We start from the raw sequence: 20,889 nt of genomic DNA, 5'->3' as shown, positions 1-20,889 counted from the left end.
GGCCTTACCTCTGGTGGCGGAGTGCGTCGACGATGTTCATCCGCGATGCCTTCCAGGCTGGCAGGATGCTCGCGAGCAGGGTGGTCGCAAAGGCGAGCTGGAAGGCCTCCCATGCCAGCGTCGGGGGAACTGAGATACGACCGGTGAAACCGGTCTCCATGCCCGGCGGGGGGGGCATCGGGATGCCCACTGCCGAAATCGCGGTAGCGAGCAGAAAGCCGAGACCGACCCCGACTGCGCCGCCGATCACTCCGAGTAGCGCCCCCTCGGTCAGGAACATGCGCAGGATGCCCGCACGGCGCACGCCCAGCGCCATTGCCGTGCCGATTTCTCCCGTGCGCTCGACAACCGCCATCGACAAGGTGTTGGAAATGCTCAGCACCACGATCAGCGCGATCAGGATGCGCACTACACCGACCTGGCGGGTGAACAGCTCCGCGGTCTTGTTGTAGAAGTCAGCCAGGTCGTACCAGGGAATCGGTTCGAACTCGTTGGCGGGGAGCCGCGCCTTCAGTGATGCGAGTGCAGCGTCCGTGTCGGCCGTGCGTTCGAGCAGCACGACCCAGCTCGTCGCTCCCTCGACTCGCATGAGCTTGCGTGCAGTCTCGATCGGCACGCGCAGCGCTGCGTCGTCGTAGGCCTTGACGGTGGTGCCGAACAGGCCCGCCACCGTCAGTTCGACGGCGTTGAGTCCGCCCTCGGCTGTCGTCGCCAGCAGCACCACGGTGTCGCCGGGCTGGACGCCGACGTTGGCAGCCAGCCCGCGCCCCACGAGCACGGTGTTGTCATCCGTGCCGTCCAGGTTGCTGCCGGCGACGATGCGGATGGAGCGCCCCACCAATGCCTCGCGCTCGGGGTCGATGCCCTCGCCCATGAATGAAATGGTGTTGTCGCCGCTGCTGAGCAAACCGTTGAAGGACAAGCGTGGCGTGATCGTGACCATGCCCTGCGGCGGCTGCGCGCTCACCGCTTCCGTGCCCGACGGCAGCAGGTAGCTGTAGGGGTCGCCCAGCCCCTTCTTGAAATAGCCCGGACGGATGACCTGGATGTGACCGAGCTGCGAATGGATGGTCGACTCGCGCATGTTGTCGAGCAGCCAGTGGATGAATCCGCCCGCCAGCACGAAGGTGACCACCCCACCGCAGATGATGAGCATTGCGAGCAATGCCCGCCGCCGCTGCCGGAACAGGTTGCGCGCTGCGACCAGCGTCGCACGCGCGGCGCGATTTGCGGCTTCGTTGAGCATGCTCGTTCGTGTGGTCGAAAAGTAAGTCTATGATAGCCTCTCGGCGGACTTGGAACGAGGGGGCCGAGATGCGGCCAGAATTCGATTACAGCGCGGCATTCTCGCGCAACATCGGCTGGGTGACCGAGGCCGAGCAGCAGACCTTGCGCTCGCGGCGCATCGCCATTGCTGGCATGGGGGGGGTTGGTGGCGTTCATCTGCTCACCCTCGCGCGCTTTGGCATCGGTGCATTCAGCATCGCCGACTTTGACCGTTTCGACATCGTCAACTTCAATCGCCAGGCCGGCGCGATGATGAGCACGCTGGGCGAGCCCAAGGTCGAGGCCCTGGCGCGCATGGCGCGCGACATCAATCCCCTTGTCGATCTGCGCTGCTTTCCCGAGGGAGTCGGCGAGGATAGCCTCGATGCCTTCCTGGAGGACGTCGACCTCTACGTCGACGGTCTGGATTTCTTTGCCTTTGCCGCTCGGCGAGCCGTTTTCGCCGCCTGTCATCGTCGCGGCATTCCAGCGGTGACGGCAGCCCCGCTCGGCATGGGGGCTGCCGTGCTCGTGTTTGCGCCCGACAGCATGTCGTTCGAGGACTATTTTGGTCTCGAGGGCTGCGATGAGGATGAGATGGCGCTGCGATTCCTGCTTGGCCTGTCGCCGGGCATGCTCCAGCGCGCCTACCTGGCCGATCCGTCGCGGGTTGACCTGGCCGCGCGCAAGGGGCCTTCGACCATCGCCGCATGCCAGCTGTGCGCCGGTATCACCGCAGTCGAGGCTTTGAAACTGTTGCTCGGCCGCGGCAAGGTCTTCAAGGCGCCCTGGGGGTATCAGTTCGATGCCTACCAGAACCGTCTCAAGCGCACCTGGCGCCCGGGTGGGCATCGCAATCCGCTGCAGCGCATCGGCCTCTGGCTTGGTCGCATGCAGCTACAACGCATGAAGCAGGAGGCGCTCAAGCATGGCAAGTCGTGAACAGCTGCACCGCATCCTCGAACGCGCGCGCTGGGCGCCCAGTGGCGACAACACCCAACCGTGGCGCTTCGAGATCCCGGCCGAGGGCCATGTGGTGGTGCGTGGGTTCGATACCCGCGACCACGTCCTCTATGATTTCGATGGTCGTGCCAGCCAGATTGCCCATGGCGCGCTGCTCGAGACCCTGCGCCTGGCGGCCAGCTGCGAAGGGTTGCGCACCGAATGGTCCGTCCGGCCCGGTTGCGCGGACGATGCCCCCGTTTACGATGTGCGCTTCTTCGCCGATGCCAGCGTGGAGCCCGATCCGCTCGCGCGCTACATCGAAACCCGAGTCGTTCAGCGCCGGCCGATGCGCACCACGCCGCTCACCGACGCTCAGCGTGCTGCCTTGGTCGATGCCGTTGGCCCGGCCTTCAGGCTGCGCCTGTTCGAGCGCTTCGCCGAGCGTCTGGCCGTCGGCAGGTTGCTGTGGGCCAACGCTCATATCAGGCTGACCACGCCCGAGGCCTTCGAGGTTCATCGCAGCATCATTGAATGGAACGCCCGGTACAGCGACGATCGCATCCCCGATCAGGCGGTCGGCGTTGATCCCGCCACCGCCAAGCTGATGCGCTGGGTGATGCAGAGCTGGCAACGGGTGGATTTCTTCAACCGCTATCTGTTTGGCACCGTGGCGCCGCGCATCCAGCTTGACCTGCTGCCTGCGCTCGGCTGCGCTGCCCATATCCTCTTGCTGCCGCCGCGCTCGCCCCAAGGTATCGAGGACTACCTCGCCGCCGGCGTGGCGATGCAGCGGCTGTGGCTGGCGGCGGAGGCGCAGGGGCTGCACCTGCAGCCTGAGATGACGCCGGTCATCTTTCGCTGGTACGCGCGTGCCGGACGTTCGTTTTCCGCCCACCCTGGCATCGATGCTGCGGCTGCACGACTCGCCGAGCGGTTCGAGCAACTGGTCCCGGCTGCGTCCGACGATGCCTTCATGTTCTTTTGCCGCGTGGGCCGCTCGGCAACGCCGCATGCGCGCTCGCTTCGCTTGCCCCTGGCACGCCTGCTTGGCGAGCGCCCGGAGGCTCCGGGCTAGGTCCACCATGCCTTCAGGCTGGTCGAGTGAGTGTCGGGAATTTTTACACTCATCATGCCTGGAGGGTTTGGTTGAGTAATGTCGCTTCCTCAAGTGGATGAAAGAAAAGGGGTTTGTAAATCTGGCATGCTGATTGCTTTATGTTGTCCGAGCGGTTCGGCAGTGCTGGCAAGGTAGCTTTGATCGCGAGCGCTCGATACCTGCGGTACTACTTGAATAACGGAGGACATTATGAAACTTAAGAAAACATCGCTCGCGACGGCGTTGGTGGCAGCCCTGGCAATGGGTGCGGCTGGCCAGGCCTCGGCGAGTGTCTACGCTGGTTCGTCGCTGGATGTCAGCAACCTGGTGATCGGTTTTGTGAACCAGAATACTGGCGCTGTCATCACCAACCTGAGCCCGAACTTCACCTTCAACGTGGAAGATTCCGCCACGCTGAACGGTTCGACCCAGGCCTTTGCCGCATCCTGCAGCAGCCTGCTGGGCAACTGCAGCGCGGTGCCGCCGGTGCTGGCAGTCAATGCCGCCAACGCGCCGGGCAGCAGCCTCACGCGCGCCAACAACGACTACACGCTGCTCGGTCAGGGTAACGGCACCTACGCCAACTCGAACGCCGAGATCACCACCGCCCAACTGGTGAATGGCTTCCCGTCGGAAAGCCAGCAGGTTGCCGAGGCCGAGCTTCTGGTTTCGGGTGCAGGTCAGGCATCGTCCAACATCCAGTCGAACACCACCTGGACGTTCGATTTCGTGATCGACACCAACACGGCGCTGATGAGCCTGAGCTTCGTCGCCAATCCGGAAATGAAGGCTGATGTCTCGCTCATCCCGCCTTACACCTCGGGTCTGGCCCAAGCCAACCTGACGACGAACTTCACGCTGTCGCGTGAAGGTGTCCCGCTCATCGTCTGGAGCCCGAATGGCGCCGGTACCGGCCTGCTGTGCGGCTTTGGCCTGACTTGCAACGCTGCTGAGGGCGAGTCGCTGAACATCACCCTTGGCGTTGGTCCTGAGAGCGAAAGCGCTCAGCACAGCCTGGGCACGGCTGGCACCAACTTCTCGCTGATCGCACAGGGGCTGACCGAAGGTCGCTACTCGCTCACGCTGGCGGCGCTGACCAGTGTCAACGTCACCCAGGTGCCGGAACCCGGTACGCTGGTGCTGCTCGGCGGCGCGCTCGCTGCGCTGGGTGTGGGTGGCCTGCGTCGTCGTCGCGAAGAGAAAGTGGCCGCCTGATCCTGTGATCGGTGCTGGCTTGGCAGCCTGAAGCAAGGCCGCCAGGTGGAAGAAGCCGCGAGTTCCTCAGGGAGCCGCGGCTTCTTTGCGTTCGCGGTGCGTGCGCAGTTGTTCGTACGTCCTTGTGCCCCGTTCGGCCCGGCCCACTTGTTTCGTTCATCGCCCCAGATCGCGATCGATACGGGCAACGGCCAGGCCGGTAAGGGCGAGGTGAATGATCAGGTAGATCGACAGGACACGCGCGACGAAGCTGCTGATCGCGTTGGCGTCGACGAGCTGCCCAACGACTGCGAGCGTGGTGGTGGTGATCAGCATGGCGCTGTTGCCGCGTCTAAAGATGACGTAGAGCGGGCGCTTGAACGCCTGTTCCAGTGCAAGCCAGGTGCGCCGCCCCGAGTAGAAGAACAGCGCGAATCCGACGATCCATGCTGGGTCCGGTGCCGGGGTTGTTCCCGTGCTCAAGTGCGCAAACGCGAATCCCACTGGGACGACGTGAGTGATGATGTGGGCTTTGACCCAGCGGACGTCTGATCCGGTGCGCTGGCAAGCCAGCTCCGGGGCGCGTCGCCAGGCGTGCGCCAGCAGCGTGCAGATGCACAGGCTGGCCAGACCCGCCGTCGGCATGACGGCGCTTTCGAGGGGGGCTGCAGCCAGTGCCAGCCCGGTGCTCAGCAGTATGGTGCAGGGTGTGAGTACCGCCAGCCGGTCGAGGGCTTTTGGGGGCAGGGCCATGCGAGTCCAGCGTCTCATGCGACGAAGCCTCAACCAGAGCTGGCTGGCTTGCCCGGCCCCAGGTCGAAGGTGCTCATGTAGTCCGCAAATCGCTCCCGAATCGACTCGCCCGACAAGCCGAAGTCCTCGGGCGTGTAGCGATGGCTGCGCGGTTTTTCGCGGTCCTTGGCGAGAAAATCGCTGAGCTGCGAACGTGCGCTGCCTCCGAATTCAAGCCCGAAGTGACCGTAGATGGCGGACACCGAGCCCATCGGGTCTGCGATGAGGCGCTTGTAGGGGATATCGAGAACGCCGTGTTCTGGCCGGCGTCGGCGTGCAGCCAGATATGCGTCCATGTCCGTCGCAAGGCGCTGCAGCACCTGCTGGCCGAGCTCCGTGTTGTCGATGCGTGACGCGCATATGCCGCGGAATGCGGCATTGAGGCTGGCCCAGGAGGCAACCGACTGAACCGGGTCACGGTGCAGATGAACCAGGCAGGCGTCCGGATAGGTGTCAAGCAGGCAGTCGAGGGCGGCCAGATGGTCGGGCGACTTCAGCAACCAGCGCTTGGCGGGGTACGTGGCTTGCAGTACCTGCAGCGCGCCTCTGTGATGCAGGTAGGTTGGCCGGTGGTCCACATGGTCGAGCCATGTGGAGTATCCGGGCACGTTGAACATGCCCGCAAGTGCCTGCGTTGCGAAGCTCTGCATCAGGATCGGGGTGCATTCCTCGGGGCCGTCGAGGTAGAACTCGTGGATGTGTTCCAGCTGTGGTGCGAGATAGCGCTGGAACGCCATCAGAAAGCGTCCGGTTCGGCGCCGAGGGTCGTGCTCCCTGGCTGTTGCTTGCCTGGGCGGCATCTGGGAAACGGTTGTCTCCCAGTTGCTGAGATAGCGGTGCTCAGGGTCGCATGCGAGCAGGTTGAAGAGGAAAGAGGTTCCCGATCGCGGCAGGCCCAGGATGATGAGCGGGCGGCTTACCGGAGCGTTGATGACCTCCGGGTGTGCGGCCTGGTAGGTCAACAGCTTGAGGTGGTTGCTCAGCAAGCCGACGAGCAGCTCGGATACGTAGTAGCGACCGAACGGATGGAGGTCCGCTGACTCGTTCAATGCGCCCACCAGATGCTCCAGCCCTGTTGCGGCATCCGCGGGCAAGGACACTTTGCTGCCGCTCTTCTCCATCGCCGAGGCAATGAGTGCTGCGGAAGACAGCGGTTGGCTTGCCGATCGCCCGAGGGTGCTCGACAGCAGGTTCCAGGTCCTGACCAGCAAGCTTTGCTGAGGGGGTGTGTTCGATGGCACGGTCGGTTCTCCTTGCTCTTGCCCTCAGGCGGCTGGATGCTGCGCTTGGAAAGCCGTAGCGCTCAGCGCTGTGATCCAATCTCCGCAAGCTGCGCCCGCGCCTCGGCCTCGAAGCGGGTGCCGACGCCGTCTATGATGAGCTTCTCGAGTGTTGCCCGCGCGCCCGCAGCATCACCCTGGGCGGCCTGCACCTGGGCGACATGCAGCCGAACCTGGCCGCTCTCCGGGTTGAACTTGAGTGCCTGGTCCAGCAACCAGCGTGCTTGGGTCAGGTCGCCGCGCTCGAAGTGGATCATGGCCAGGGTGTCGAGGACGTGCGGGTCTTCGGGAGCAAGCTCGTTGGCCCGGCGCGCCGATCGCAAGGCATCGTCGGGTGCGCTCTTGCGGCTTAGCCAGGCGACGTTGTTCAGCGACGGGACATGGTCGGGATGCCGTTCGAGCAACTTCCGGTAAGCGCTGATGGCCTCCGTCGTCTGGTCCAGTTCCAGGTGGGCACCGGCAAGATGGAGCAGCATGCCGGTATCGTCCGGATGGTCGGTGAGCCAGCGCTTCATGAACTGGAAGGCGTCGTCATGCTTCTTCTGCCCCCATAGGCTGCGGGCGAACTGCTGGGCAAGTTCTGAGCGGGGCGAATGTTCGAGTGCCTTGCCAAGAAGGTCCTCGGCCTTTGCGAAGTCGCTGGTCACCAAGGCGTGCCAACCGGTGGCCGCGAGAACCTCGGGCAGCTCACCGAAATCCGCCGCAAGTTTCGAGGCGGCGCCGGCCGCTTTCTCGAGTTGGGTGGACTGGGTCAGGAAGCGCAACTCGGCGATACGCGCCGGAAGGTGGCGCGGATTGAGGCGGAGTGCCTCGGCCAGCTCGCGTTGGGCGCCACGGAAATCCCGCTGCTGCAGGAGTGCTTCGGCGAGCAGAACGCGTGCATAAGCCGCATCCGGGGCGATCCGGCTGAGGTGCATGAAGGCGGTGCGTGCCGCTTCGGCATCGCCCTTGGCCAGGTAGGCAGTGCCCTGTAGTTCCAGGAAGATTGGGGTGGTCTCGATCTGCTTGGGGCTGAGTTCGCCCAGCACCGCGAGGGCCTTGTCCGGCGTGCCAGCATTCAGGTGGCGGCGCGCCAGCAGGCTGCGAGCGGTGATCGCGCGCGGGTTCTGTTGCAGCAGGCGCTCGAGGATCCGGTTTGCCTCCGCTTGCTTGTCCTGGCCGTGTGCGGCCGCGACCAGCAGAAGTGCGACCACTTCGTCGTTCGGGCGCTGGTCGGCCAAGGGGCGGATGAGCGTGTCGATGCGCGCGAAGTCGCGGTCGTTGAGGGCGAGTCTGGCCAGGTTGATACGCGCACTCGCATTGGCGGGGTCACGTTGCAGAACCTGCTCGAGGATGCCGCGGGCGCTTTCCCATTGACCGGTCGCAAGGTCGATGGCGGCAGAGAGGCCGAGTGGTCCCAGCTGGTCGGGGTGGCTGGCACGCAGGGCCGCGATGCGCGTGCGCGCCTCGTCATAGCGCTGATCCCTGAAGGATTGCAGAGCGAGCAGGAAGGAGGTCCTGTAGGCGTCCTCGCTGTCGGCGCCGAGTTCGGGAAGCTGCTGTCCGGCCATCAGTTGAGCCAGCATCAGCAGGTTGAGCGATTCGCGAGAATCAGGGGCAAGCCTGGCAAGCCGCTCCGCATGCAGCAGGGCACGAGGGGCGTCGCCCTCCTGAAGTGCCGTCCATGCGACCATCTGCAACGCCAGGGTGTCGTCGGGATTGGCCTTGAGTGCCGCTTCGAGAGGTGCCTTTGCAAGGGCGAAGTCCGAGCGACCCGCCTGGGCCGCGCCGACGAGGATGTTCGCCGATCGCGACTGCGGCGCACGGGAGCGGATGAAGTCGGCGTGGACGAGCGCTTGTTCAGGCTGGTTCAACAGCAGGCGCGTCGTGGCCAGGAAGTAGCGGTTGGGGATGAAGTTGGGGTCGTCATTGAGGCTGACCTCGAACTCGTTGGCCGCCTCCACAAGCTTCTGTTGCTGGAAATGGGCCAGGCCCCGCACGTAGGCGACATAGGACGTGCGCGCAACCTTTGACAGCGGCGCGAGGTCGGCGAACGCCTCTTCGACCTTGTTCTGCAACAGTTTTGCATGGGCTCGCTTGGCGCGGTCGAGCGTGAGATAGGCGCGGTTGGCGACAGCCTTGTCGTAAGCGGCTTCCGCGGCCTCGTAATTGCCCTGTTCGAGCTCGAGATCGCCGAGCAAGGCCCACGCGTCTGCACTGTCGGGGTGGCGTTCGACAGCCGCACGCAAGCTCGCCTTGGCGTCGTCCAGCCGCCCGCGTGTGGCGAGTACGAAGGCGGCGCCGATGCTCGCATCCACGTTGCCGATGTCGATCTCCTGCGCGCGCGCGAACTGCTCGTCCGCCTTTTCGGTTTCCCCTTGAAGCAGCAGCGCCTTGCCGCGCAGGGCGAGCAGCGTTGCCTGGACCTCCGGCGAGGCGTCCTGCGGCAGGATCGAGGTCTCCGTGAGCAGGCGCGCGGGGTCCTGCTGCAACAGGAGGGCGCGTGCAAGAACCGGAAGTACTTCCGTGCGCGCAATGCCGAGTTCGATGGCACGTCGGGCGTCGCGCTCAGCCTTGTCGCCGTCGCCGAGCTCGAGTGCGACTTGCGCCATCAGCCAGCGTGCCTCCAGATTCTGGGGGGCCTGCTGCAAGGCGTTGTTGAGCTCGATCGAGGCCGCGTTGAAGGCTTTCTGGTCGATATGGCCCGCAGCCTTGCGGATGTAGTCGTCCGGGGAGAGGTCCTTGCCGCAGCCGCCGAGGGCGAGCAGGCTTGCAAGGGCAATGATCCGGAGCGACTTGCTTGGGCGGCGGTGCGGCATACGGCATCCTCGGTGGGCTTGGGGTGTGTCGGGGTGGGCGCGTGTCGAGGTTGCGCCCGGCGGTCACAGTCAAAAAGCATTGTAGCAAAGCGGGCGCACGCCATAGGGTGACGCAATGCCGCGGTGACGGTGTCCGTTCGTCGTGAACTCGTCAGACGGTATGGCCTAGCCGGTAGCGCCGGTGAGGCTCGTGAGGTGGCCGACAAGGCTGTCTGCGGCACCTGCTGTGATGCCCTGTTCCGTATCGCGGAGGTCGCGTGCACGTTGCGTGAAGCCCGGATGTGTCAGCAATGCCCTGAGTGTAGTGGCCGCCAGCACAGGCGATACGCGGTCCGCGCGCATCAGCAGTCCGGCGCCGAAGTCTTCAATCGCCCGCATGTTCAGGAACTGATCCATATTGCGTGCGATACCCAGCACTGGTACGCCGTGACTCAGGGCCTGGTTGGTGGTGGGGCTGCCGCCGTTGCAGATCACCAGGCTGGCCTGGGCGCACACACGGTCGCCGGGCAGGTAGTCGAAGATGCGTGCACGGCCGGTGTCGAGGCCCATCGGCAGTGGCTTGCCTGCGGTGGTGAGCACGATGTCGCAGTCGAAGCGCTCGAGCGCGGGCAGCAGGGCGGCGAGGACCGCCGGGGAGCCCGAACTGCCCATGGTCACGTACACAAGAGGGCGGCCGTCCTGCTTAAGTGCGGCCAGTTCGCCCTCACCTGCAGGGGACCACGCCAGGGGGCCGATGAAGGCGGCGCCCGCATGTTCGTGCACCTTTGGAAACAAGGCGCGCGGGTTGGCGAACAGGCGCAGGTCGGCGTCGGTGTAGCACAGGCGCAGGTCGTGGCCGAGACTGCCCAGGCCATGGCGACGGCGCAGGCGCTCCATCGGACGGGCGTGGATGCGGAAGGCGAGCGGTGCGACGCGTTGAAACACGGCCTGTGCCAGCTGGATGGGGGCGAAGCGCGTCCACGGAAAGACCGGAAGTGCTGGTTCGAGCGGTGCTTCCGGACTCCAGTAGGCATCGCACAACGTGACGTAGGGGATGCCCTCCAGGCGCGCACTCACCGAGAGCGAAAGGCGGAAGTCGCCGACCACGACATCGGGGCGGAGGCCGCTCAACAATGCGCGGTCGGCCGTGACATAGGCTTCAAGGGTCTCGAGGTCGTACAGCGGCTGGCCCGCATCCAGACGGCGGGCGAATTCGGCGGGGGGCTGGGTGTGCAGGTCGACGACGGTGAAAGGCTCGTCCCGGGTCATCCACGAATAGGCAGGTGGGCGCGCGAGCGTGACCCGGATGCCGTGGCTGTGGAGCAGGCGCGCGACGAGCAGGGGGCGGCCAACGTGCGCCAGCGTCGAGCCTTCCGCGAGCAGCAGGACGGATTGCAGCGTATGGTCGGGCATGGGCGCATCCGGTTGCGGGAATAAGGATGCCGCGCGCTGCGGCTGGCTTCATTATCCCCGCGTTGCCGGTACCGCGCCTAGCGTCACACCATGTTGTCGCGGTGGATGAGCTCGGGTTCGTCGATGTAGCCGAGCAGCTTCTCGATCTCTGCCGTCGGCTTGCGCGCGATCCGCCTGCACTCGGATGCCGAGTAGTTGACCAGTCCGCGTGCCACCTCCTCGCCAGCGGATGTGCGGCAGGCCACGGCTGCGCCGCGCTTGAAGTCGCCGCGCACCTCGATCACACCCACCGGCAGCAGGCTCTTGCCACCCTTGAGGGCAGCGACGGCACCGTCATCGATGACGAGGTCGCCGGCGAGCTGGAGGTGGTCTGCGATCCACTGCTTGCGTGCCTGCAGCGGCGTGCTGGTGGCGTAGAGCAGGGTGCCGAGCGCATCGCCTGCGGCAAGGCGCAGCAGCGGGTCGGCTTCGCGCCCGCTGGCGATGCAGGTGTGGGCGCCGCTGCGGGCAGCGCGCTGGGCGGCGCGGATCTTGGTGATCATGCCGCCACGGCTGATGCCGGTGCCGGCGCCGCCGGCCATGGTCTCGTACTGGCGGTCTTCGGCGCGGCCTTCGCTGATCAGTGTCGCAGTGGGGGCGCGGCGCGGGTCTGCGGTATACAGGCCTTGCTGGTCGGTGAGGATGATCAGCGCCTCAGCCTCGATCAGGTTGGCGACCAGCGCACCCAGGGTGTCGTTGTCGCCGAACTTGATCTCGTCGGTGACCACGGTGTCGTTCTCGTTGATGATCGGCACCACACCGAGCTCGAGCAGGGTGGTCAGCGTGCTGCGGGCGTTGAGGTAGCGTGTGCGGTCGGAGAGGTCCTCGTGCGTGAGCAGGATCTGCGCGGTGTGCAGGCCATGGCGCGAGAAGGCTTTCTCGTAGGCCTCGACCAGGCCCATCTGGCCGACTGCGGCTGCGGCTTGCAGCTTGTGCATCTCATGCGGGCGCTTCGCCCAACCCAGGCGCTGCATGCCGGCGGCGATGGCACCCGAGGACACCAGCGCTACCTCGCGGCCTTCGGCGCGCAATGCGGCGATCTGGCGCGCCCAGGCGTCGAGTGCGTCCTTGTCGAGGCCGGCGCCGTTGTTGGTGACGAGTGCGCTGCCGACCTTGACCACGAGGCGGCGGGCGTTGCGGATCTTGGTTCTCATTTCGATGCGTGTGCGCGGTTGAATGGGCTTCTGTCGGTCAGGGTTGGCTCGGCGCGTCGCTCCCGGCGTCGGGCGTGCCATCGTCTTCGGGCAGGGCGTCCTCGTCTTCGCCCAGCACCTCTTCCTCGAAAGCCGCGTCGGCTGCCGCGCGTGCCGCTTCCAGTGCCGCCAGCCGTGCGACTTCGGCAGCCTGGCGTTCTGCGCGCTCGGCCTCGATGCGGGCGCGCTCGGCGTCGAGGAAGTCCTGGATGGCGAAGATCAGCCCCTGGGTGCCTTCGCCCTTGATGGCGGAAATCTCGAAGTGGCGCTCGACCGGGCCGTAGGCGTCGAGGAAGGCCTTGACGCGCGCTTCGCGCTCATCCTCGGGGATGAGGTCGAGCTTGTTGAGCGCCAGCCAGCGTGGCTTGTTGTAAAGATCCTCGTCGTACTTGCGCAACTCCTCGACGATCGCCTTGGCGTCCGCGACCGGGTCTGCCTCGGGGTCGAATGGTGCGAGGTCGACCAGGTGCAGCAGCACATGGGTGCGCTGCAGGTGGCGCAGGAACTGATGGCCGAGGCCCGCACCCTCGGCTGCGCCTTCGATCAGGCCGGGAATGTCGGCGATCACGAAGCTGCGTGCCTCGGTGGTGCGTACCACACCGAGGTTGGGGGCGAGGGTGGTGAAGGGGTAGTCGGCGACCTTGGGCTTGGCGGCCGAGACGCTGCGGATGAAGGTGGACTTGCCGGCGTTGGGCATGCCGAGCAGGCCGACGTCGGCCAGCACCTTCAGTTCCAAGTGCAGGTTGCGGTACTCGCCTTCCTGACCCATCGTCTTCTTGCGCGGTGCACGGTTGGTGCTCGACTTGAAGTGGATGTTGCCGAGACCGCCGCGGCCGCCGCGGGCGATCAGCACGGTCTTGCCGTCCTCGTCGAGATCGGCGACGAGGTCCCCGCTCTCGAGGTCCTTGATCACCGTCCCGACCGGGAAGCGCAGCGTGATGTCGTCGCCGCCCTTGCCGTAGCAATCGCGGCTGCCGCCGTTCTCGCCGCGCTCTGCGCGGAAGCTGCGCGTGTAGCGATAGTCGATCAGGGTGTTGAGGTTGCGGTCGGCCACTGCGTAAACGCTGCCGCCGCGCCCGCCGTCACCGCCGCTGGGGCCGCCCTTGGGAATGAACTTCTCGCGGCGGAAGGTGGCCGCGCCGTTGCCGCCGTCGCCGGCGTAGACCTCGATGCGGGCTTCGTCAAAAAACTTCATGCCTGATCAACCTCTTAGCGGAACACGCAGCAGTGCGCGCCCTGGAAACAAAAAAGCCCTACCACGTGGATAGGGCTTTTGGACTGCGATGCGATCGAACGCGTGCGATCAGGCCGCTTCCGGCACGATGATCACGGTGCGGCGACGCAGGGCGCCCTTGACAGCGAACTTGACGACACCGTCCTTGAGTGCAAACAGGGTGTGGTCCTTGCCGATGCCGACGTTGTCGCCCGGGTGGTACTCGGTACCGCGCTGGCGAACGATGATGTTGCCGGCGAGCACGAACTGACCGCCATAACGCTTCACGCCGAGGCGTTTCGATTCCGAGTCGCGGCCGTTACGCGAACTACCGCCAGCTTTTTTGTGTGCCATGTCGGATTACCCCCTGCGCCTTAGGCCGAGATCGCTTCGATGCGAAGCTCGGTGTAGTTCTGACGATGCCCCTGGTGCTTCTGGTAGTGCTTGCGGCGGCGCATCTTGAAAATCTTGACCTTGTCGTGACGGCCGTGGGAAACCACGGTCGCCTTGACGGTAGCTCCGGCAACCACCGGCGTGCCGATCTTGACGGCCTCGCCTTCACCGACCATGAAGACCTGGTCGATGGTGATTTCGGAACCCACGTCGGCCGGTATCTGTTCTACCTTGATCTTTTCGCCAGCGGCAACGCGATACTGCTTGCCACCGGTTTTTATCACCGCGTACATGGTGTTACTCCAGTTGATGGGTCTGCAAAGAATCGCGCACGATAACTGAGCTGGCGCGCGAAGTCAATGCAAATTGCGCTGCAATGCGTGCTTGCTCAGTCACTTGCCGCCAGTCCGGGCAGCAAGGCGGCGAGCGCCTGGTGTTCGGTGCGGTAGCTGGCCTGGGCGGCGATGCGCGGCCATAGGCCATCGCGCTCCATGGCATCGATAACCTGCTTCTTCAGTCCGCAGAAGGCGATGGCCTGGCCCTGGGCATGGAAGCGCTCGATGAGACCGGCCAGGGTGTGCAGGCCGGTGGCGTCAATGTCGTTCATGCCGGTCGCCGACACGAGCACCGTGCGTACCTTGTCCTGCGCACGCGCGGCTGCAAGCATGGCGTCCTCGAAGGTGGCTGCAGTGACGAAGGTGAGTGGGCTGTCAAAGCGCAGGATGACGAGCTGTGGGTGGGGGTGAGGCAAGCCGAAGCGCTCGCGGTCGCGGTAGGTGCCGTCCTCATGCAGGCCGAGCAGGGCTGCGCGCGGGCGCATGCCGCGATACACCATCAGCCCGAGCGACAGGATGAGGCCGGTGAAGATGCCGTTCTGTATGTTGGGGGCGAACGCAAGCGTGCCGAGGAAGGTGACGGCGGCTGCCGCACCGTCGTCCTTGCTCGCGCGCCAGGCGCGTCGCAGCACCCCGGTGTCGATCAGGCCGGCCACGGCCTGCAGGATCACCGCGGCCAGCACCGGCTTGGGCAGGTGCCACAGCAGCGGGGTCAGGTAGAGCAGCGTAAGTACCAGCAGAGCGGCAGTGACGAGCGAGGACAGGCCGGTGCGGGCTCCGTTTACATAATTGAGCGCCGAGCGCGAGAACGATGCGCTCACGGGCATGCCGGACGTGAAGGCGGCGGATATCTTTGCCAGCCCTTGTCCGATGAGTTCCTGGTCCTGTCGCCAAGGCTGCCGGGTACGGCCGCAGATGAGCTTGGCGCTGGAGGCGGCTTCCATGAAGCTGACCATCGCCACCACGAAGGCGGCCGGCAGGATTGCCGCAACCAGGTCCGGGCTCGGCGGTGGCAGGCTGGGCAGGGGCAGGCCGCGCGGGATGTCGCCGACCACCTCGCCGCCGCTGGTGGCAAAACCGGACCACGCCGACAGTGCGGTGGCGGTGGCGACTACCAGGGGGACGCCGGGCAGGCGCGGCCACAGGCGCTTGAGCGCGACCAGTGCGGCCAGGCTACCCAGGCCGAAGCCCATCGACGGCCAGTGAGGGGCAGTGAGGCCGCCAAGGGCCTGGGTGAAGTCCAGCACCAGGTGCTGCGAATGGGGCATCGACAACCCAAGCAGGGGCGGAACCTGGGTAAGGCAGATGATCAGCGCGGCAGCATTGACGAAGCCCATCAGCACTGGCACCGAAAGCAGGTTCAGCAACCAGCCCAGCCGCATCAGCCCGAGCCCGAGCTGAATGAGCCCGGACAGCAGCGCGAGCAGGAGGGCGAGTCCGAGCAGGTCGCCGCCGGCAAGCCCGGCCAGGGGCACGATGCTGGCCGCGACGAGCAGGCTGGTGAGTGCCACCGGTCCGGTGGACAGCTGCCCGCAGGAGCCGAACAGTGCCGCCACCACGGCGGGGAGGAGGGCCGCGTACAGCCCGACCTGTGGCGGCAGGCCGGCGAGCTTTGCATAGGCCAGCGCTTGCGGGATCAATACCAGCGCCACCGTGATCCCGGCCACAAGATCGCCGCGCACGCCGTGCGCCCGCCATTGCGCTGGCCAGGACAGAAAGGGGAGAAAACGCACGGAAGGCGGCATGGGGGCTGTGCGGCAGCGGTGACTGCGAGCGGGCAGGCGTGTCGTGAGTGCGAAGCGGGGCGGGAGCTCACATTTTAAGGACAAACCCCGGCGCTGGCGCTCTCCAGTGGGAGCGGCGCGAGCCGCGAGGGCATAATGCAGGCCTCCCCCGACGTGTCCGGAGCCCCGTGCAGATGGCGATCAGCCGCATTCCCCCGATCCAGTGCCTGCTCACCTTCGAGGCGGTGGCGCGCCTGCGTAGTGCGAGCCGTGCTGCGGAAGAGCTGTGCGTGACGGTGAGTGCGGTCAGCCATCGACTGCGCCAGCTCGAGACACACATGGGCGTGCGATTGTTCTGCCGTGGCGACTTTGCCCTCACGGCCGAGGGTGCGGCCTACCTGCAGCATGTCGCTACCGCGCTCGCCGCGCTGCAGCAGATGCCCGGCGAGCGCGCCGCGGTGGGGCCGCGCCGCCTGCGTGTCGCGGTGACGCCATCCTTTTGCCGCCAGTTCGTGATGCCCAAGCTCGAGCTGTTCCGGCGCAGCTATCCCGACATCGAGCTCACGCTGCAGGTATCGATCCCGCTGCGCGACGTGACCGCCGAGGCGGCCGACCTGGAGGTGCGCTACGGCCTGGGCGGTTACGCCGATGTCGAGCACAGGCTGATCCTGAGTGACGTGGTGACGCCGGCGTGCAGCCCGGCCTTCCTGGACGAGTTCGGCCCCTTCGACGGTTTTGAGCACGAGGCCGAATGTACGCGCGTGCGCCTGGTTCGCAGCCCGCTCGAGCCCTGGGCGCATTGGTACGCGCATTGCGGACTCCCGCTCGCAGAACCGGCCAGCGGCGCGCAGTTCAACGACCTCGGCTTGGTCTACGATGCAGCGGCGAGCGGGTTCGGCGTGGCGCTGGTGCGCCACAAGCTCGGTGCCGCGTGGTTCGACAGCGGCCGCCTGCTCAGCTTGTCGGCACGACCGATGAACTCGCCCTTCGGGCATTACATTTGCTGGACGCCAGGCGCGCTCGAGCGCTGGGAGTGCGCTGCGTTTGCAGACTGGCTGCAAAGCGTGCTGCCCTGAGTGGAGGGGTGCAGGGCGCAAGCCCGGCTTGCCGGCGTGAAGTTTTTTCAAGGGTGTGGCGAAATTGCTTCAAGCCGGTTGCGCCGAGCGCCGCCTATACTTTGAGCCTGCGGCGGCAGGGGCGGGCCCTGGCGGACGCTTGTCGCGAGGACTCTCGATGATGAACCCAGAAGCCGATGTGCTGCCGTTCGGAGAAGCCGAACGCGATTTCTCAAGCGTCGACAAGGCACGCGTCGTGGAAGCGCTGAGCCGCGTATTGCCTCCGGACACGCTGATGTACGAGACCGAGGACCTGCGTCCTTACGAATGCGACGGCCTGGCCGCGTATCGCGCGCTGCCGCTGGTGGTCGCGCTGCCGACGACCGAGGCGCAGGTGGTCGAGGTGCTGCGCATCTGCCATGAACTGGACGTGCCGGTGGTTGCGCGTGGCGCAGGCACCGGACTGTCGGGCGGTGCGCTGCCGCATACCCGGGGCGTGCTGCTGTCGCTGGCGCGCTTCAACCGCATCCTCGCTCTCGACCCGCTGGCACGCACTGCCGTCGTTCAGCCGGGGGTGCGCAATCTTGCCATCTCCGAGGCGGCTGCGCCGCACGGGCTGTATTACGCGCCCGACCCGTCGTCGCAGATCGCGTGCACCATCGGCGGCAACGTCGCCGAGAATGCGGGCGGAGTCCACTGCCTCAAGTATGGCCTCACGGTGCATAACCTGCTGCGTGTGCGCGGCGTGACGATCGAGGGCGAGATCGTCGAGATCGGCAGCCATGCGCCGGATTCTGCGGGTTACGACCTGCTCGCCCTGGCGACCGGCTCCGAGGGCATGCTGGTGGTGGTGACCGAGGTTACCGTCAAGCTGGTGCCCAAGCCTCAGCTTGCCCAGTGCGTGCTCGCGGCCTTCGACGATGTCGTGCGCGCGGGCGAGGCGGTCGCGCGCATCATCGCTGCCGGCATCATCCCGGCAGGCCTCGAGATGATGGACCAGCCCGCGACCGCCGCGGTCGAGGAATTCGTGCGTGCGGGTTATCCGCTCGACGCCAAGGCGATCCTGCTGTGCGAGGCCGACGGCACGCCGGAGGAAGTCGCAGAAGAGATCGAGCGCGTGCGCGCGGTGCTCGAGGGCAGTGGTGCCACCGAGATCCGCGTGTCGCGTGACGAGGCCGAGCGCCTGCGCTTCTGGGCCGGGCGCAAGGCGGCTTTTCCGGCGGCGGGGCGACTCTCGCCCGACTACTACTGCATGGACGGCACCATTCCGAGAAAGCGCCTGGGCGAGATGCTGACCGCGATCCAGGCGATGGAGGGGCGCTATGGCCTGCGCTGCATGAACGTGTTCCATGCCGGCGACGGCAACCTCCACCCGCTGATCCTGTTCGATGCCAACCAGGCGGACGAGTTCGAGCGCGCGGAAGCCTTCGGCGCCGAGATCCTCGAGCTGTCGGTGGCGCTGGGCGGCACCATCACCGGCGAGCATGGCGTCGGGCTGGAGAAGATCAACCAGATGTGCTCGCAGTTCACCACCGCCGAGGTGCGCCAGTTCTTTCGCGTCAAGGCGGCGTTTGACCCGCCCGGCCTGCTCAACCCCGGCAAGGCGATCCCGACCCTCAACCGCTGTGCCGAGTACGGCCGCATGCGGGTGAGCCGTGATCACGTGCCCTACCCGGATCTGCCGCGGTTCTGAGCCGGAGCAGGGGCGTGGTGGACGCAGGGCGACAATCAACGAGGGGGCGGCAGGACAAGATGGCAATGACGGCAATCGAAGCGCTGTGGCGCGAGCGCGTGCGGGCGGCGGCTGCGGCGGGCACGCCGCTGTGCCTGCGTGGCGGTGGCAGCAAGGATTTCTACGGACGCGAGGCAGGCGGCGACGTATTCGAGCTGCGCGCCAACACCGGCGTGGTGGCCTACGAGCCGACCGAACTGGTGGTTACCGTGCGCGGCGGTACGCCGCTGGCCGAGCTCGAGGCGCTGCTCGCGGCGCAGAACCAGTTCCTCGCCTTCGAGCCGCCCCACTTCGGTCCGGCCGCGACGGTCGCCGGCTGTGTGGCGGCGGGGCTGGCGGGGCCGCGGCGCATGAGCCAGGGCGCAGTGCGCGATTTCGTCCTCGGCGTGAAGATGCTCGATGGTCGTGGCGAACTGCTTTCGTTTGGCGGCCAGGTGATGAAGAACGTCGCCGGCTATGACGTGTCGCGGCTCGTTGCCGGCAGCCTCGGCACCCTCGGCATCGTGCTCGAGGTCTCGCTGAAGGTGCTGCCGCGGCCGGTAGCCGAGGCGACGCTGCGTTTCGAGATGGACGAGGCTGGGGCGATCGAGCGCATGAATGCGTGGGGCGGACAGCCCCTGCCGGTGTCGGCCACGCTCTGGCAGGCCGGTGTCCTGCACCTGCGCCTGTCGGGGGCGGATGCCGCCGTGCGCGCTGCCTGTGCGCGCCTGGGTGGCGAGCGCATCGACGATGCAACGGCCGCCGCGCTGTGGCAGTCGGTGCGCGAGCACGCCCACGACGCGTTCGCGTTGGCGCCGGGCGAGTCCTTGTGGCGCCTGGCCGTGCCGACCACGGCGCCCGCGCTCGGCCTGCCCGGGCGTCAGGTGATGGAGTGGGGTGGCGGTGTGCGCTGGCTGGCAGGGACGGCCGATGCCGCAGTCGTGCGCGCCCGTGCTGCGGCCGTGGGTGGCCATGCCACCTGTTTCCGCGGTGGCGATCGCCGCGGCGCGGTGTTTCATCCGCTCGCCGCGTCCGTCGCGACCTTGCACCATCGCCTCAAGAAGGCCTTCGATCCTGCCGGCATCCTCAACCCCGGCCGTCTTTACGCGGAGTTCTGAAGCATGCAGACCCAACTCGCCGATTTCGTGCGCGGCACCCCCGAGGGTGCCGAGGCCGAGGAGATCCTGCGCAAGTGTGTGCATTGCGGTTTCTGCACCGCGACCTGTCCGACCTATCAATTGCTCGGCGACGAGCTCGACGGACCGCGCGGGCGCATCTACCTGATCAAGCAGATGCTCGAAGGGGCTGAGGTCACGGAGAAGACCCGCCTGCACCTCGACCGCTGCCTCACTTGCCGATCCTGTGAGTCCACCTGTCCGTCGGGCGTGCATTACAGCCGCTTGCTCGACATCGGCCGCCACATGGTCAACGAGCGCGTGCCGCAGCGCGGCGGCGCGGCGATGACACGCTGGGTGCTGCGCGAGTTCGTGCCGCGTCCGCGTCTGTTCGGCGCGGCGATGAAGCTTGGCCAGGCGATGCGCGGGCTGCTGCCGGCCACGCTCAAGGCCAAGGTCATGGTGCCGCGCCCGGCGGGGGCATGGCCGGCGGCCCGCCACGCTCGGCGGGTGCTCGCGCTGGCGGGGTGTGCGCAGCCCTCGATGGCGCCTTCCATCAACGCGGCGGCGGCGCGCGTGCTCGACGCCGTGGGGGTATCGATGTCCGAGGCGCCAGGCGCCGGCTGCTGCGGCGCGGTGCGCTTCCACCTCCATGACCAGGAGGGCGCGCGCGACGATGCGCGACGCAACATCGACGCCTGGTGGCCTGCCATCGAGTCCGGCGCGATCGAAGCCATCGTGATGACCGCTTCCGGCTGCGGGGTCCAGGTGCGCGACTACGGGCATCTGCTGCAGCACGACCCCGCATATGCCGACAAGGCCGCGCGGGTGAGCGAGCTGACGCGCGACATCGCCGAGGTCGTGGCCGCCGAGGCCGATGCGCTTGTTGCTGCGCTCGGCGCGCGCGCGCTGCCGCGGCGTCGCCTGGCCTGGCATGCGCCCTGCACGCTGCAGCATGGGCAGCGCATCCGCGGCACCGTGGAGCGCTTGCTGGCGTCGGCCGGCTTCGAGCTGACTCCCGTGCGTGACGCTCACCTGTGCTGCGGTTCGGCGGGCACCTATTCCCTGCTTCAGCCCGAGCTGTCGACGCGTTTGCGCGACGACAAGCTCGATGCGCTGCAGGCAGGTGGCGCGGGGCTGATCGCTTCGGCCAACATCGGCTGCATATCCCACCTTCAGGGCGGGACAGGGACGCCGGTGCGGCACTGGGTCGAGCTTGTCGACGATTGCCTGGCCGGGCGTGAGCCAGGCGTTGGCGGCTGAACGTGAAATAAATCACGCCGCCGCAGGTCGCCCGGTCTGGTTGACCGCGTGCCGCCTCTGCCGCCCTGCCGGCGCCCTTGCTATG

General features: G+C 66.7%; 17 protein-coding genes. 7 read left to right on the top strand and 10 right to left on the bottom strand.

Annotated elements, in window-relative coordinates; genetic code table 11:
• Positions 1-4: 4 nt before the first annotated feature.
• Complete coding sequence (locus P7F68_RS14845) at positions 5-1,246, bottom strand: ABC transporter permease (protein WP_002943690.1); 1,242 nt, start codon at positions 1,244-1,246, stop codon at positions 5-7.
• 68 nt (positions 1,247-1,314) lie between these two features.
• On the opposite strand from P7F68_RS14845, the gene P7F68_RS14840 reads away from it, so the two are divergent.
• The 3 genes from P7F68_RS14840 to P7F68_RS14830 all read left to right on the top strand — a co-directional run bounded on the left by P7F68_RS14840 (position 1,315) and on the right by P7F68_RS14830 (position 4,522).
• Positions 1,315-2,208, top strand: coding sequence for a ThiF family adenylyltransferase (locus P7F68_RS14840; RefSeq protein WP_002943685.1), 894 nt, complete (start codon positions 1,315-1,317; stop codon positions 2,206-2,208).
• Positions 2,195-3,286 (top strand): nitroreductase family protein, encoded by a 1,092-nt coding sequence (locus P7F68_RS14835; protein WP_002927625.1) that lies wholly within the window; start codon positions 2,195-2,197, stop codon positions 3,284-3,286. Before P7F68_RS14840 ends, P7F68_RS14835 begins: the two co-directional genes overlap by 14 nt.
• Positions 3,287-3,517: 231 nt before the next feature.
• The gene (locus tag P7F68_RS14830; RefSeq protein WP_232431671.1) at positions 3,518-4,522 is read left to right on the top strand and encodes an EDSAP-1 family PEP-CTERM protein; all 1,005 of its coding nucleotides are present in this window, start codon (positions 3,518-3,520) and stop codon (positions 4,520-4,522) included.
• 156 nt (positions 4,523-4,678) lie between these two features.
• Here the strand turns inward: P7F68_RS14830 and P7F68_RS14825 are convergent, their stop codons facing one another.
• From P7F68_RS14825 to P7F68_RS14785, 9 genes are all read right to left on the bottom strand, one after another.
• Positions 4,679-5,272 (bottom strand): hypothetical protein, encoded by a 594-nt coding sequence (locus P7F68_RS14825; protein ID WP_232431670.1) that lies wholly within the window; start codon positions 5,270-5,272, stop codon positions 4,679-4,681.
• 11 nt (positions 5,273-5,283) lie between these two features.
• Positions 5,284-6,534, bottom strand: a complete 1,251-nt coding sequence (locus P7F68_RS14820; RefSeq protein ID WP_232431669.1) for a sulfotransferase family protein — start codon at positions 6,532-6,534, stop codon at positions 5,284-5,286.
• A 62-nt stretch (positions 6,535-6,596) separates the two neighbouring features.
• Complete coding sequence (gene prsT, locus P7F68_RS14815) at positions 6,597-9,371, bottom strand: XrtA/PEP-CTERM system TPR-repeat protein PrsT (RefSeq protein WP_277834266.1); 2,775 nt, start codon at positions 9,369-9,371, stop codon at positions 6,597-6,599.
• A 165-nt stretch (positions 9,372-9,536) separates the two neighbouring features.
• Positions 9,537-10,763, bottom strand: a complete 1,227-nt coding sequence (locus tag P7F68_RS14810; RefSeq protein ID WP_277834264.1) for a glycosyltransferase — start codon at positions 10,761-10,763, stop codon at positions 9,537-9,539.
• Positions 10,764-10,846: 83 nt separating this feature from the next.
• The gene (proB, locus tag P7F68_RS14805; protein WP_277834262.1) at positions 10,847-11,956 is read right to left on the bottom strand and encodes a glutamate 5-kinase; all 1,110 of its coding nucleotides are present in this window, start codon (positions 11,954-11,956) and stop codon (positions 10,847-10,849) included.
• A gap of 37 nt (positions 11,957-11,993) precedes the next feature.
• Entirely contained in the window at positions 11,994-13,190 is a 1,197-nt protein-coding gene (gene cgtA / locus P7F68_RS14800; RefSeq protein ID WP_277834260.1) for an Obg family GTPase CgtA, read from the bottom strand.
• A gap of 108 nt (positions 13,191-13,298) precedes the next feature.
• Entirely contained in the window at positions 13,299-13,562 is a 264-nt protein-coding gene (gene rpmA / locus P7F68_RS14795) for a 50S ribosomal protein L27 (protein WP_002927597.1), read from the bottom strand.
• Positions 13,563-13,582: 20 nt separating this feature from the next.
• Complete coding sequence (rplU, locus tag P7F68_RS14790; protein WP_002927594.1) at positions 13,583-13,894, bottom strand: 50S ribosomal protein L21; 312 nt, start codon at positions 13,892-13,894, stop codon at positions 13,583-13,585.
• A gap of 95 nt (positions 13,895-13,989) precedes the next feature.
• The gene (locus tag P7F68_RS14785; protein ID WP_002943645.1) at positions 13,990-15,681 is read right to left on the bottom strand and encodes a SulP family inorganic anion transporter; all 1,692 of its coding nucleotides are present in this window, start codon (positions 15,679-15,681) and stop codon (positions 13,990-13,992) included.
• Between the two features lie 173 nt (positions 15,682-15,854).
• On the opposite strand from P7F68_RS14785, the gene P7F68_RS14780 reads away from it, so the two are divergent.
• From P7F68_RS14780 to glcF, 4 genes are all read left to right on the top strand, one after another.
• Positions 15,855-16,736, top strand: coding sequence for a LysR substrate-binding domain-containing protein (locus P7F68_RS14780; protein WP_002927590.1), 882 nt, complete (start codon positions 15,855-15,857; stop codon positions 16,734-16,736).
• A 160-nt stretch (positions 16,737-16,896) separates the two neighbouring features.
• Complete coding sequence (locus P7F68_RS14775) at positions 16,897-18,408, top strand: FAD-linked oxidase C-terminal domain-containing protein (RefSeq protein ID WP_002943643.1); 1,512 nt, start codon at positions 16,897-16,899, stop codon at positions 18,406-18,408.
• A gap of 65 nt (positions 18,409-18,473) precedes the next feature.
• A complete protein-coding gene (gene glcE / locus P7F68_RS14770) occupies positions 18,474-19,544 on the top strand; it encodes a glycolate oxidase subunit GlcE (RefSeq protein WP_002943641.1) in 1,071 nt (356 codons plus the stop codon).
• A gap of 3 nt (positions 19,545-19,547) precedes the next feature.
• Entirely contained in the window at positions 19,548-20,804 is a 1,257-nt protein-coding gene (gene glcF / locus P7F68_RS14765) for a glycolate oxidase subunit GlcF (protein WP_002927578.1), read from the top strand.
• Positions 20,805-20,889: the final 85 nt, after the last annotated feature.

The organism is Thauera mechernichensis (assembly GCF_029588855.1).
In the GTDB taxonomy this organism is placed as follows: Bacteria; Pseudomonadota; Gammaproteobacteria; order Burkholderiales; family Rhodocyclaceae; genus Thauera; species Thauera mechernichensis.
Note: the sequence above shows the minus strand (reverse complement) of the source record. Positions and strands in the feature narration are given on the sequence as shown.

Excerpts from the sequence above, each read along its gene's own strand:
- rpmA (WP_002927597.1), bottom strand. The coding sequence starts at position 13,562 with ATGGCACACAAAAAAGCTGGCGGTAGTTCGCGTAACGGCCGCGACTCG.
- P7F68_RS14780 (WP_002927590.1), top strand. The coding sequence starts at position 15,855 with ATGGCGATCAGCCGCATTCCCCCGATCCAGTGCCTGCTCACCTTCGAG.
- P7F68_RS14830 (WP_232431671.1), top strand. The coding sequence starts at position 3,518 with ATGAAACTTAAGAAAACATCGCTCGCGACGGCGTTGGTGGCAGCCCTG.
- proB (WP_277834262.1), bottom strand. The coding sequence starts at position 11,956 with ATGAGAACCAAGATCCGCAACGCCCGCCGCCTCGTGGTCAAGGTCGGC.
- glcE (WP_002943641.1), top strand. The coding sequence starts at position 18,474 with ATGACGGCAATCGAAGCGCTGTGGCGCGAGCGCGTGCGGGCGGCGGCT.
- P7F68_RS14835 (WP_002927625.1), top strand. The coding sequence starts at position 2,195 with ATGGCAAGTCGTGAACAGCTGCACCGCATCCTCGAACGCGCGCGCTGG.
- P7F68_RS14845 (WP_002943690.1), bottom strand. The coding sequence starts at position 1,246 with ATGCTCAACGAAGCCGCAAATCGCGCCGCGCGTGCGACGCTGGTCGCA.
- rplU (WP_002927594.1), bottom strand. The coding sequence starts at position 13,894 with ATGTACGCGGTGATAAAAACCGGTGGCAAGCAGTATCGCGTTGCCGCT.
- P7F68_RS14810 (WP_277834264.1), bottom strand. The coding sequence starts at position 10,763 with ATGCCCGACCATACGCTGCAATCCGTCCTGCTGCTCGCGGAAGGCTCG.
- prsT (WP_277834266.1), bottom strand. The coding sequence starts at position 9,371 with ATGCCGCACCGCCGCCCAAGCAAGTCGCTCCGGATCATTGCCCTTGCA.
- P7F68_RS14840 (WP_002943685.1), top strand. The coding sequence starts at position 1,315 with ATGCGGCCAGAATTCGATTACAGCGCGGCATTCTCGCGCAACATCGGC.
- P7F68_RS14775 (WP_002943643.1), top strand. The coding sequence starts at position 16,897 with ATGAACCCAGAAGCCGATGTGCTGCCGTTCGGAGAAGCCGAACGCGAT.
- P7F68_RS14785 (WP_002943645.1), bottom strand. The coding sequence starts at position 15,681 with ATGCCGCCTTCCGTGCGTTTTCTCCCCTTTCTGTCCTGGCCAGCGCAA.
- P7F68_RS14825 (WP_232431670.1), bottom strand. The coding sequence starts at position 5,272 with ATGAGACGCTGGACTCGCATGGCCCTGCCCCCAAAAGCCCTCGACCGG.
- cgtA (WP_277834260.1), bottom strand. The coding sequence starts at position 13,190 with ATGAAGTTTTTTGACGAAGCCCGCATCGAGGTCTACGCCGGCGACGGC.
- glcF (WP_002927578.1), top strand. The coding sequence starts at position 19,548 with ATGCAGACCCAACTCGCCGATTTCGTGCGCGGCACCCCCGAGGGTGCC.